We start from the raw sequence: 11,169 nt of genomic DNA, 5'->3' as shown, positions 1-11,169 counted from the left end.
GACGGCGATGCCGGTCGCTGACGACGCCGGAGGGGCGGGTTCGGTGCCTTCGGGGCGGGGCTGGAGTGCCGGGGTGCCGGGGGAGGCGCATCCGGCGCTCGCCGCCGCCGCGTCCGCCGCGCTGGAGGCGTACACCGCCGCCACCGCCGAGCACGACCGCGCCACCCTGGCCGCCGTCGTGGCGGACGGCGCCGACGGCACCCCCACCATGCGCATCGACGTGCTCGTCGAGAACGCCATCCTGGCCGCCCTGGCCCGGCACCCGGTCAACGTCCTGACCGAGGAGACCGGCTGGGTGGACCACGGCTCGGCGCTGACCCTGGTCATGGACCCGGTGGACGGCTCCGCGAACGCCGCCGCCGGCGTGCCCCTGGCCGCGTTCTCGGCGGCGGTGGCCGAGGACGGCGTCTTCACCGAGGCGCTGACCGTCTGGCTGGACACCGGGCGCAGCTGGTGGGCGAAGGCCGGCGTGCCGTCGCCGCTGCGCACGACCGGCCGTACGGAGCTGGCCGGCGCCGCCGTCTCCCTCCTCCGGCCCCACCCGGCCAACCCGGGGGCCGCGGCGGCGTGGTGGGAGGTGGCCCGGCGGGCGGCCCGCGTCCGGATCCTGTCCACGAGCTGCCTGGAGGGCGCCCTCGTGGCCCAGGGCGCGACGGACGCCTTCGCCGACGCCGCCACCGACACGCACCGGCTGGTGGACATCGCGGCCTCGGTCGTGCTGGCGGAGGCGGCCGGCGGGGCGGTCAGGGACGTGTTCGGGCGGCCGATCGGCCTGGACACCGACCTGACCAGGCGCTGGAGCGGCGTCGTGGCGGCCACGCCGGACTTGGCGGACGAGCTGGCCGCGGTCCTCCACGTCGCCTACCAGGCCGGACGTGCCTAGGACGGCTCCTCGTGACCCGTGAGTCTCGCGGCCACCCGGAAGTCGATGCGGATGTCGCGGTAGGTGACGCCTGCCTCCACCCGCTCGGGCAGGTTCGTACGGTCGCCGCCCCAGGCGCACTCGCCGGCGGGCTCCGCCTCCGCCCGCACGGTCACCTCCGGGGGCGTGCGGAACCGCAGCTCCCTGGCCGTGGCGGAGGCGCTGATCTCGACGTCCGGGTCGCGCGGGTGCTCCGGTCTGGCCATGGTGCTCCTCACTCGTCCTTGTGGCGGATGATGTGCCCGGCGGTGTCGGTGACGTGGCCGAGCAGGTCGCGGCCCGCGCGGAGGGACTTGCGGGCCAGGGCGGTGGCCAGCTCGGACGTGCTCAGGTGGTCCGCATGTTCGTCCGGCTCGCCGTCTTCAGGTTCGCCCTCCTGGGGTTCGACGTTGTGGGGTTCGCCGACGTGCTGGGGCGCGGGGCGTGGCGGGGCGCCGTTGGCGGCGGCGGGCACGCCGTAGGCATCGGCCCCGGCCCGCTGCACGAACGGCCCGGTCGCCGACCCGACGCCCTGCACGGCACCCGTGGCCACGTCTTGGACGGCGCCCGTGGCGTCCTGGACGGCGCCTCCGACCGCCGGGCCGACATCGCGCACGACGTCACCGGCACCGGCGCCCACGTCCCGGACCGCGCCCCCGGCTCCCGCGCCGACGTCCCGTACGGCGTTCGCGGCGCCGGCGCCGACGTCGCGGACCGCGTACGCGGCCCCCGTGCCGACGTCCCGGACCGCGTGCCCGGCTCCCGCGCCCACGTCCCGGACCGCGTATCCCGCGCCGGTCCCGAGGTCCTGGACGGCCGTCCCGAGGCCCCGCGTGATGTGCTCCAGGATCTGCGGGTTGTCGTCGATCGTCTTCAGCACCCGGTCGATGATGCGCGCCACGTTGTCCAGCCGCACCTTCAGCAGCGCCTGCGCCTCCACGCCCTTGATCCCGAGCTCGACGCTCCCCAGCAGCACGTCGGCACCCACGTTCAGCCTGAGCAGATCGAGCACCTCGGCCTGCAGCGACACCTTCGCCCGCAGGTCGCGCACGGTCAGGTCGATCTCCTCGACCCTGACCACGGGAACGTCCAGGTAGACGTCCGGATCGGTGGCCTCCCTCGAGGCATCGCCGTCGCCGCTCCCGGACATGGTCTTCTCCTTGAGCCGCCTCGAGTCGTACAGCCGGGTGGCTACCCACCGCGTACCGGGCTCAGCCCGCGCCATGCGGAGACGTGACCCCCTCTTGGCAGGGTCCTGAAGTCAGCGGGGCGGGAGCTCGCCGGATCCCCTCGGCACCAGCTCCACCGGCACCTTCACCCGCCGCGCCGCCGGCGACGGGTTCAGCAGCAGGTCCACCGCGCTGCGCGCCAGGCGGGAGGTGTCGTAGCGGACCACCGTCACCCCCGGGTTGAACACGTCGGCCAGGGCGAAGTCGTCGAAGCTCACGTACGCGGGCCGCTCCGGCCGCTCCCGGAGCGCCTGAAGGATGCCGATGGCGGCGCGGTTGTTGGTGGCGAAGAACGCCGTGGGCGGCGCCGGCAGGTCCAGCAGCCGGGTGACCTCGTACGAGACCTGTCCCGGGTCGAACACCCCCCGCACCACCAGCGCCTCGTCGGCCGGCACCCCGGCCGCGGCCAGCGCCGTACGGTAGCCGGTGGCCCGGTCGTGCACCGAGCTCAGCCCGTCGTCGTCGGAGATCAGCGCGATCCGGCGGTGGCCGCGGGCGAGCAGGTGCTCGGTCGCGGTCCTGGCGCCCCACACGTCGTCGAGCAGGACGACGTCGGCCGCCTCCAGGCCGAGGGGCACGCGGTCCACGAACACCGTGGTGAGGCCGGGGTGCTCGGCCAGCCAGGAGTGGTCGGCCGCCGACGGGACGACGATCAGCGAGTCGACGCCGCGCGCGTACATGGACTCGATGAGCATGCGCTCCTTCGCGGCGCTCTCCTCGTACGAGCCGAACACCACCAGCGCCTCGTGGTGCGCCGCGGCGGCCTCCACGGCGGCGGCCAGGCGCGAGTAGAACTCGTTGGAGATGTTCTCCATCACGAGCCCGAGCGTCAGCATGGTGGCGCCCCGGGCCAGCCGGGCGGCAGCCTCGTTGCGGCGGTAGCCGAGCGCGCTGATCGCCGCCTGCACCCGCTGCTGCAGCGACGCCCTGACGTGCGGCTCCTGGTTGACGACCCGGGAGACCGTCTTGAGGCTCACGCCCGCCTGCCGGGCCACGTCCGCCATGGTCGGCCTGCGAGGTGTCATATTGTGCCCCCATGGATGACGATTGGATCTGTGGCCGGTTGGGTGAGGACGAGCCTTGGGCCCTGGGCGCGGTCAACCCGCCGGTGTTCGAGAACTCGCTGTTCACGTTCGCGACGGCGGAGGAGCTGGGCGAGGCCATCAGGAACGAGGACGAGCGGTACGTCTACTGGCGGGGGACCAACCCGACGGTCGATCTCGCCCAGCGTAAGCTGGCCGCCCTTGAGCGGGGGGAGCGAGCCAAGTGTTTCGGCTCGGGGATGGGCGCGATCTCGGCGACCATCTCGTCGCTGGTGTCGGCCGGCGACCACGTGCTGGTGCTGGGCGCGGTCTACGGGCCGACCACCCAGTTCCTGCGCTATCTGGAGAAGTTCGGGGTCACGCATACGCATGTCGACGACCTCGCGGGATGTGACAGCGCTATCAGGGCGAGCACCCGCCTACTCTACTTCGAGTCCCCGTCCTACATGGCCTACCGCGTGGTCGACATCACCGAGGTGACCGGGTGGGCGCGGGAGCGGGGACTGGTGACGGTGATGGACAACACGTGGTCCACGCCGCTGTTCCAGAAGCCGCTGACGATGGGGGTGGACCTCGTCGTGCACTCGTTGTCGAAGTACATCGGCGGGCACAGCGACCTGGTGGGCGGGGTGGTCGTGGGCCCGGCGCGGCTGGTCCGGCCGCTGGCGCTGAAGGAGTACCAGCTCTACGGGGCCGCCATGTCGCCGCACGACGCGGCCAAGGTGATCAAGGGGCTGCGCACGCTGCCCGTGCGGATGGCGGCGCACCAGGAGCGGGGGCTGGCGGTGGCGGCCTTCCTGGAGGATCACCCGGCCGTGCGGGAGGTGAACCATCCGGGGTTGCCGTCGCATCCGGGGCACGCGATCGCGGTGCGGCAGATGTCCGGGTTCTCCAGCCTGTTCAGCCTCGTGCTCGACACGGAGTCGCGGGAGGAGGTGGCGGCCTTCCTCGACAAGTTGCGACATTTCAGGATTGGGGTGTCCTGGGGTGGGTTCGAGAGCCTGGTGAACGCGCCCGCGCTGTCCACCGAGGAGAGCGTGCGGGCCACCATGGGCATCCCGGTCGGCCTCGTCCGCCTCTCCGTCGGACTAGAGCCCGCGGACACCCTGATCAAGGATCTCGGTCTGGCGCTGGAGGGGCTGACCGCCTAGCGTGATTGACAGCGCTGTCTGACCCTCGCGGGAGGCTCGTCATGAGAAAGCCCCTCCTCCTGGCGGCCGCGGTCGCCGTCACGCTGGTGTCCGCGGCATGCGGCTCCGGCTCGTCGTCCTCGGGAGAGGTACGGCTGCGAATGATCGAAAGTCTGACCAGTCCAGAGCGTACGAAGCTCATCAAATCCCTCGTCGCCGACTTCGAGCAGGCCAACCCGGGCGTCACCGTCGAGCTGATCTCCCCGCCCCTCGACAGCGCCGACCAGAAGATCACCCAGATCCTGCAGACGAAGAAGGACCTGGACGTGCTGGAAGTACGCGACCACACGGCCAAGTCCTTCTCCAACAACGGCTGGCTGGCCGAGCTGCCCACCACGGCCTGGGCCGGCTGGTCCGACCTGACCGAGCTGGCCCAGAAGAAGGCGGTCGAGGTCGGGGGGAAGGCCTATCTGATCCCGTACGGGTTCTACCAGCGGACCCTGTTCTACCGTACGGACTTCGGCATGACCCAGCCGCCCACGACCTGGGAGGAGCTGTACGAGGCCGGGAAGAGGATGACCTCGGGCGACCGGTTCGGCTACTCGTTCCGGGGCGGCAAGGGCGGCGCCGACTACGCGGTCATGATGATCAGCGCGTACAACGGCGAAGCCCTGAATCCCGAAAAATCCTTCTATCTGAAGGACAAGCGGACGATCTTCTCGACCCCGGAGGCCGCCACGGCCCTCGACCTCTTCGTCAAGATCTACAAGGAGGCGTCGCCCCCCGACTCCGTGTCCTGGGGATTCCCCGAGATGGTCCAGGGCTTCACCTCGGGCGTCACCGGCATGCTCATCCAGGACCCCGAGGTGATCAAGACGGTCGAGGAGAGCGGCGTCACGGCCTGGTCCACCGCCCCCATCCCGAAGGGCCCCACCGGGTACGCCTTCCAGCCCGTCGGCTACGCCGGCTGGGGCGCGACCTCCTTCACCAAGCACCCGAAGGAGGCGGTCAAGCTCGTGCAGTTCCTGTCGGAGGCCCAGCAGAGCATCGCCTTCGCCAAGGGCAACTCGCTCATCCCGATCTCCAAGCAGGCCCAGAGCGACCCGCAGTTCTCGCAGGGCGCGTGGAAGGCGTACCTGCAGGCCCAGCAGGACCCGAAGCAGGTGATCACGATCAGGCCGGTGGACTATCCGGGCTGGAGCCAGTTCCTGGTGGACTCCGACCGTGACGTCCAGGCCCTGATCACCGGCAAGAAGACGACCGCCGAGGTGCTCAAGTCCTGGGACGCCTTCTGGGTGGACCAGGCCAAGAAGGTGTCGTGAAGCGTACGTTCACCCTGCGCCGGGCCCGGTTCATCGCGCTGTGCCTGCTGCCCGGCGTGGTGTTCGTGGCGCTGTTCACCTACTACCCGATGATCCGGGGCGCGGTGATCGCGTTCCAGCGCTACAACCTGTTCGACCTGACCGCCACGCCGTTCGTGGCCCTGGAGAACTTCCGGGCGGTGCTGGCCGAGGACCGCTTCTGGACGGCGCTGCGGAACACCGGCACGTGGGTGGCCGTGTCGCTGTTCTTCCAGTTCTTCCTCGGCTTCGGGCTGGCGCTGCTGCTGCGCCGCCACTTCCGCGGCCGGGGCCTCTACCAGGCGTGGGTGTTCTTCCCCTGGGCCATGTCGGGGTTCCTGATCGGGCTGCTGTGGCGGTGGATGTTCAACGGGCAGTTCGGGGTGATCAACGACCTGCTGCTCAAGACGGGGATCATCGACCAGCGCATCGGCTTCCTGGCCACGCCGGGCTGGGCGATGACCTCGGTGATCGTGGCGAACATCTGGTACGGCGTCACGTTCTTCGCCATCATGATCATGGCCGCGCTGCAGTCGGTGCCCCGCGAGCTGTACGAGGCGGCCTCGGTGGACGGGGCCTCCCGGCTGCGCCAGTTCTGGCACGTCACGCTGCCGCACATCCGGCCCACCCTGGCCCTGATCGTGCTGCTGCGGATCATCTGGATCCTGAACTTCCCCGACCTGATCTACTCCATGACCGGCGGCGGCCCGGCGGGCAGCACCGACATCATCACGACCTTCCTCATCCAGCAGGTCATCGGCGGCGACTACGGCCGGGCGGGCGCGGTCGGCCTGCTCATCCTCGGCCTGCTGCTGTCCTTCAGCGTCTTCTACCTGAACGCCACGAGATTCGAGAGGTCCCGATGAGGCGCGTCGCGGTCGCGGCCAAGGTCGTCGTGCTGGGCGCCTGGCTGCTGATCACCCTGTTCCCCCTCTACTGGATCGTCATCACCTCCCTGAAGCCCAAGCCCGAGATCTTCTCGGTGCCGCTGCGGTACTGGCCGGGGAACGTGACGTTCGAGCACTACGCCGAGCTGTTCTCCTTCGCCGACTTCGGGGCGTACCTGCTGAACTCGCTCGTCGTCTCCCTCGTCGCGGCCGCGGCCGTGACGGCGATCGGGGTGCTGGGCGGCTACACGCTGGCCCGCTTCGCCTTCCCGGGCCGCGGGGCGCTGATGCTGGCGTTCCTGGTCACCCAGATGATCCCGCTGTTCATCGCGCTCGGGCCGCTCTACCTGCTGATGTCCGACCTCGACCTGCTCAACCGGCTGGCGGGGCTGATGCTGGTGTACGTGGCGATGCTGGTGCCGTTCTCCACGATCATCATGCGCGGCTTCTACGAGCGGGTGCCGGTGGCCCTGGAGGAGGCCGCCCAGGTGGACGGGGCCTCGCGGCTGGTGGCGATGGTCCGGGTGGTCATCCCGGTCATGCTGCCCGGGATCGCGGCGACGTTCATCTTCGCGTTCGTGCAGTGCTGGAACGAGCTGTTCCTGGCCATCACGTTCATCGACAGCGAGGACGCCAAGACGATCCCGGTGGCCATGAACTCCTTCATCACCCAGTACGACATCGACTGGGGCTCGATGGCCGCCGCCACGGTCGTCTCCGTGCTCCCCACGCTCGTCCTCTTCGCCGCCATCCGCCGCTACATCGTCGAGGGCCTCACGGCGGGGGCCGTAAAGGGGTGAAAGGGATAGCCGACCGCTCGTCGCGCTATACAGACCTTTCGCCGCAGGCCATCACCAACTAATCGCCGGACCGCAGCGGCTCACCGAACGACCCTCCTATGGATCTCCACGCCGGGTAGGTTGCGCTCTTACGTTGGGCGTGATCCGCATCACAGTGGAGGTCTCGTGACGACACAAGAACATGACGCATCGGTCTATGAACAAATGCAGGAGAGCAGTGAGTTCCAGGAACTGAAGCGGCGCTTCCGCCGCTGGACCTTCCCCATGACCGTGGCGTTCCTCGTGTGGTACCTGCTCTACGTGGTGCTGTCCGGATGGGCGCGCGGGTTCATGGGGATCAAGTTGCTCGGCGACATCAACGTCGGCCTCGTCTTCGGGTTGTTGCAGTTCGTCTCCACCTTCCTCATCGCGTGGGCGTACGCCAGGCACGCGGAGAAGAAGCTCGACCCGATCGCTGACAAGCTGCGCCACCAGGTGGAGGAGAAGACTCAGTGAGCTCGACGACCCTGGGGATGATCCTCTTCCTCACCTTCGTGGCCGCCACCCTGGGAATCACCTTCTGGGCGAGCCGGCAGACCAAGACGGCCGCCGACTACTACGCCGGCGGCCGGTCGTTCAGCGGCGTGCAGAACGGCCTGGCGATCGGCGGCGACTACATGTCGGCCGCGTCGTTCCTCGGCATCGCGGGCATCATCGCCCTGTCCGGCTACGACGGGTTCCTCTACTCCATCGGGTTCCTGGTCGCCTGGCTGGTGGCGCTGCTGCTGGTGGCCGAGCTGATGCGGAACTCCGGCAAGTTCACCATGGCCGACGTGCTGGCGTTCCGGATGAGCCCCCGCCCGGTCCGCACGGCGGCGGGCGTGTCCACGATCGTGGTGAGCATCTTCTACCTGCTGGCGCAGATGGTGGGCGCGGGCGCGCTGGTCGGCCTGCTGCTCGGCATCACCGGCTCGGCGGGCAAGGCGTGGACGATCGTCGGCGTGGGCGCGCTGATGATCGTGTACGTGGTGTTCGGCGGCATGAAGGGCACCACCTGGGTGCAGATCGTCAAGGCCGTGCTGCTGATGAGTGGTGCCGCGCTGGTGACGCTGCTGGTGCTGGGCAAGTTCGGCTTCAACCTGTCGGCGCTGCTCGGCCAGGCGGCCACGGTCAGCGGCCCGAAGGCGGACCCCGGGAGCTTCCTCATCCCCGGCCTGAAGTACGGCACCGAGGCGCAGGGCCTGGCGGGCAAGATCGACCTCATCAGCCTGGGCCTGGCCCTCGTGCTGGGCACGGCCGGTCTCCCGCACATCCTCATCCGCTTCTACACCGTCCCCACCGCCAAGGACGCCCGCAAGTCGGTCCTGTGGGGCATCGGCATCATCGGCATCTTCTACCTCCTGACCCTGGTCCTCGGCTTCGGCGCGGCGGCAGTGGTCGGCAAGACGGCGATCGCCGCGGGCGATCCGGCGGGCAACACCGCGGCACCCATGCTGGCACAGCGGATCGGTGAGGAGATCTTCGGCTCGTTCGGCGGCACGATCCTGCTGGCCCTCATCGGCGCCGTGGCCTTCGCGACGATCCTGGCCGTGGTCGCCGGGCTCACGCTGGCCTCCTCCTCCAGCTTCGCGCACGACCTGTACGCGCACGTCTTCAAGCGCGGGACGGCCAGCGAGCGCCAGGAGGTCGTGGTGGCCCGCGTCTCGGCGCTGGTCATCGGCGCGGTGGCGATCGGCCTGGGCATCCTGGCGCAGGGGCAGAACGTGGCGTTCCTGGTGGCGCTGGCGTTCGCGGTGGCGGCCTCGGGCAACCTGCCCGCGATCCTCTACAGCCTGTTCTGGAAGCGGTTCAACACCGCCGGCGCGGTCGCCGCCATCTACGGCGGCCTGGTGTCCGCCCTGGTGCTGGTGGTCTTCTCGCCGGTGGTGTCCGGCTCGGCGACGGCCCTGTTCAAGACGGCCGACTTCGCCTGGTTCCCGCTGAGCAACCCCGGCATCATCTCGATCCCGCTGGGCTTCATCTGCGGCTGGCTCGGCACGATCCTCAGCAAGGAGTACAACTCCGCCAAGTACGCCGAGATCGAGGTCCGCTCGCTCACCGGTGTCGGCGCGGAGAAGGCCACGGGGCACTGACGCCCGCTCCCCAGGGCAGGCGCCCCGTTCCCCTGCCCCCACGGGCGCCTGCCGATCGGAGGGCCCGGCCGGATCAACCGGCCGGGCCCTTCGCGTGTGCGGGATCCCCGTCTGGGAAGGGGTTGTGGGCGTCCGGTGGGGCATCCCACACCGCTGTCGTCCTTAACGGGATAGAAACGCAGTGAAATGAGTGGTTGACGGGATTTCAGCGGTATGGGTACGTTCTCAGATGTGTGAACGTTGCCACACTGGCTTGGCGCCACGTGGCCGTCATCAGCATGCCTGATGCCCCGCTTGATCAGTGTGGAGGCGAAACCCCCAATGAGAACCCCGCTCGTCCGTTGGTCCGTCCTGTCGGTGTCCCTGGCACTGGCGCTCACCTCGTGTGCCAAGGGCACCGGTGGTGGCGCGTCGGCGCCTTCCCCGTCGGCCGGCCAGTTCAACCCCGGTGCCTCGTACTCGGGCACCATTTCGGTCATGGGCTTCGGTGCGACCGACGAGATCGGGACGACCCGCGTCGACCTGGCCAAGAAGTCGCTCGGCGGCGCGGACGTGAAACTGATCGAGGGCGACCTCGACATCCAGCAGTTCCTGTCATCGGTGGCGGCCGGCGACCCGCCGGACATCATCTACGCCAACCGTGACCAGATCGGCACCTTCGCCTCGCGCGGCGCGATCATGCCGCTGACGGCGTGCGTCCAGGGTGAGCAGATCGACACCTCGATGTACAACAAGAACGCCCTCGGCCAGGTGACGTTCGGCGGCGAGGTCTGGGCCGTCCCCGAGTTCAACCAGGTCCAGATCACGATGGCCAACGCCGACCTGCTCAAGGAGGCCGGGCTGACGATCGCGGACGTCAACGGCTCCAACTGGGACAAGGCCACCGCCGCCGCCAAGAAGCTGGTCAAGACGCCGGGCGGCAAGCTCAAGGTGATCGGCTTCGACAGCAAGCTGCCGGAGTTCCTGCCGCTGTGGGCCAAGGCCAACGGCGTCGACCTGCTGTCCGCCGACGGCAAGACCGCCCAGCTCAACACCCCCGAGGTGGTCAAGGCGCTGGAGTTCGCGGTCGGCATCTACAACGCCCAGGGCGGCTTCGCGAAGGTCAAGGCCGCGCGCGACTCGGCCGACTTCTTCGGCAAGGGCAACCAGTTCGCCAAGGGCGAGCTCGGCGCGATGCCGATGGAGCAGTGGTACGTCAACGTGCTCAACGACGTCTCGCCCAAGGCGCCCCTGGCCTTCGACACCTTCCGCACGCCGCAGGGGCAGCCGCTGGCCTACTCCTCCGGCTCGTCGTGGGCCATCCCCAAGGGCTCCAAGAACGCCGGGGCCGCCTGCCGCTTCGCCAAGACCATGACCCTGGTCGACACCTGGAAGGCCGCCGCCCAGGCCCGGCTGGACAAGCGCAAGGCCGAGGGCAAGCCGTTCACCGGCATCCTCACCGGCAACGTCCAGGCCGACGCGGAGATCGAGAAGATGCTGACCTCGGGCGGCGAGCCCTGGGACTCCGGCGTCAAGGCGTTCTACGAGGCCAACAAGAACACCTTCAGCCTCCCGGCCAACCCGGCCGACTCGGAGTTCAAGACCGCCTGGCAGGACGCGGTGAACCGGGTGCTCAACGGCCAGGAGGAGCCGCAGGCCGCGCTCGACAAGGCCCAGCAGGACGCCCAGAAGGCGCTGGACGAGGCATGGGCCGGCTGGACGAAGCGTACGAACTGAGATGTCCCCCTC

General features: G+C 69.6%; 11 protein-coding genes. 8 read left to right on the top strand and 3 right to left on the bottom strand.

Translation table 11 applies throughout. The features are described 5' to 3' along the window. Positions 1 to 7: 7 nt before the first annotated feature. Positions 8 to 883 carry an inositol monophosphatase family protein gene (locus ACTWPW_RS23560; protein ID WP_443169920.1) on the top strand — a complete coding sequence of 292 codons (876 nt, stop codon included), beginning with the start codon at positions 8 to 10 and terminating at the stop codon, positions 881 to 883. Here ACTWPW_RS23560 and ACTWPW_RS23555 read toward each other — a convergent pair. From ACTWPW_RS23555 to ACTWPW_RS23545, 3 genes are all read right to left on the bottom strand, one after another. Beyond that, a complete protein-coding gene (locus ACTWPW_RS23555; protein WP_443169919.1) occupies positions 880 to 1,128 on the bottom strand; it encodes a hypothetical protein in 249 nt (82 codons plus the stop codon). The genes ACTWPW_RS23560 and ACTWPW_RS23555 overlap by 4 nt on opposite strands. Positions 1,129 to 1,136: 8 nt before the next feature. Continuing rightward, positions 1,137 to 2,051, bottom strand: a complete 915-nt coding sequence (locus ACTWPW_RS23550; protein ID WP_443169918.1) for a hypothetical protein — start codon at positions 2,049 to 2,051, stop codon at positions 1,137 to 1,139. 111 nt (positions 2,052 to 2,162) lie between these two features. Continuing rightward, a complete protein-coding gene (locus ACTWPW_RS23545) occupies positions 2,163 to 3,155 on the bottom strand; it encodes a LacI family DNA-binding transcriptional regulator (RefSeq protein ID WP_375109593.1) in 993 nt (330 codons plus the stop codon). Between the two features lie 11 nt (positions 3,156 to 3,166). Here ACTWPW_RS23545 and ACTWPW_RS23540 point away from each other — a divergent pair, with 11 nt between their 5' ends. The 7 genes from ACTWPW_RS23540 to ACTWPW_RS23510 all read left to right on the top strand — a co-directional run bounded on the left by ACTWPW_RS23540 (position 3,167) and on the right by ACTWPW_RS23510 (position 11,157). After that, entirely contained in the window at positions 3,167 to 4,324 is a 1,158-nt protein-coding gene (locus ACTWPW_RS23540; protein WP_375109594.1) for a trans-sulfuration enzyme family protein, read from the top strand. A gap of 41 nt (positions 4,325 to 4,365) precedes the next feature. Then, complete coding sequence (locus ACTWPW_RS23535; protein WP_443169917.1) at positions 4,366 to 5,625, top strand: ABC transporter substrate-binding protein; 1,260 nt, start codon at positions 4,366 to 4,368, stop codon at positions 5,623 to 5,625. Then, a complete protein-coding gene (locus ACTWPW_RS23530; protein WP_443169916.1) occupies positions 5,622 to 6,509 on the top strand; it encodes a carbohydrate ABC transporter permease in 888 nt (295 codons plus the stop codon). The genes ACTWPW_RS23535 and ACTWPW_RS23530 overlap by 4 nt, the downstream gene beginning before the upstream one ends. Continuing rightward, positions 6,506 to 7,330, top strand: a complete 825-nt coding sequence (locus tag ACTWPW_RS23525) for a carbohydrate ABC transporter permease (protein ID WP_375109596.1) — start codon at positions 6,506 to 6,508, stop codon at positions 7,328 to 7,330. The genes ACTWPW_RS23530 and ACTWPW_RS23525 overlap by 4 nt, the downstream gene beginning before the upstream one ends. A gap of 204 nt (positions 7,331 to 7,534) precedes the next feature. Beyond that, complete coding sequence (locus ACTWPW_RS23520; protein ID WP_375109597.1) at positions 7,535 to 7,825, top strand: DUF485 domain-containing protein; 291 nt, start codon at positions 7,535 to 7,537, stop codon at positions 7,823 to 7,825. 17 nt (positions 7,826 to 7,842) lie between these two features. Continuing rightward, on the top strand, positions 7,843 to 9,441 hold the full coding sequence (locus tag ACTWPW_RS23515; protein WP_375110211.1) for a solute symporter family protein: 1,599 nt from the start codon (positions 7,843 to 7,845) through the stop codon (positions 9,439 to 9,441). Positions 9,442 to 9,762: 321 nt separating this feature from the next. Then, a complete protein-coding gene (locus tag ACTWPW_RS23510; protein ID WP_375109598.1) occupies positions 9,763 to 11,157 on the top strand; it encodes an ABC transporter substrate-binding protein in 1,395 nt (464 codons plus the stop codon). Positions 11,158 to 11,169 lie beyond the last annotated feature (12 nt).

Source organism: Nonomuraea sp. KM90 (assembly GCF_052246675.1).
In the GTDB taxonomy this organism is placed as follows: Bacteria; Actinomycetota; Actinomycetes; order Streptosporangiales; family Streptosporangiaceae; genus Nonomuraea.
The sequence above is the reverse complement of the archived record's forward strand: the minus strand, read 5'-3'. Positions and strand labels throughout refer to the sequence as shown.

Bases quoted from the DNA above. Each gene is read 5' to 3' on its own strand.
- ACTWPW_RS23535 (WP_443169917.1), top strand. From the start codon at position 4,366: ATGAGAAAGCCCCTCCTCCTGGCGGCCGCGGTCGCCGTCACGCTGGTG.
- ACTWPW_RS23510 (WP_375109598.1), top strand. From the start codon at position 9,763: ATGAGAACCCCGCTCGTCCGTTGGTCCGTCCTGTCGGTGTCCCTGGCA.
- ACTWPW_RS23545 (WP_375109593.1), bottom strand. From the start codon at position 3,155: ATGACACCTCGCAGGCCGACCATGGCGGACGTGGCCCGGCAGGCGGGC.
- ACTWPW_RS23525 (WP_375109596.1), top strand. From the start codon at position 6,506: ATGAGGCGCGTCGCGGTCGCGGCCAAGGTCGTCGTGCTGGGCGCCTGG.
- ACTWPW_RS23540 (WP_375109594.1), top strand. From the start codon at position 3,167: ATGGATGACGATTGGATCTGTGGCCGGTTGGGTGAGGACGAGCCTTGG.
- ACTWPW_RS23555 (WP_443169919.1), bottom strand. From the start codon at position 1,128: ATGGCCAGACCGGAGCACCCGCGCGACCCGGACGTCGAGATCAGCGCC.
- ACTWPW_RS23560 (WP_443169920.1), top strand. From the start codon at position 8: ATGCCGGTCGCTGACGACGCCGGAGGGGCGGGTTCGGTGCCTTCGGGG.
- ACTWPW_RS23520 (WP_375109597.1), top strand. From the start codon at position 7,535: ATGCAGGAGAGCAGTGAGTTCCAGGAACTGAAGCGGCGCTTCCGCCGC.
- ACTWPW_RS23550 (WP_443169918.1), bottom strand. From the start codon at position 2,051: ATGTCCGGGAGCGGCGACGGCGATGCCTCGAGGGAGGCCACCGATCCG.
- ACTWPW_RS23515 (WP_375110211.1), top strand. From the start codon at position 7,843: ATGATCCTCTTCCTCACCTTCGTGGCCGCCACCCTGGGAATCACCTTC.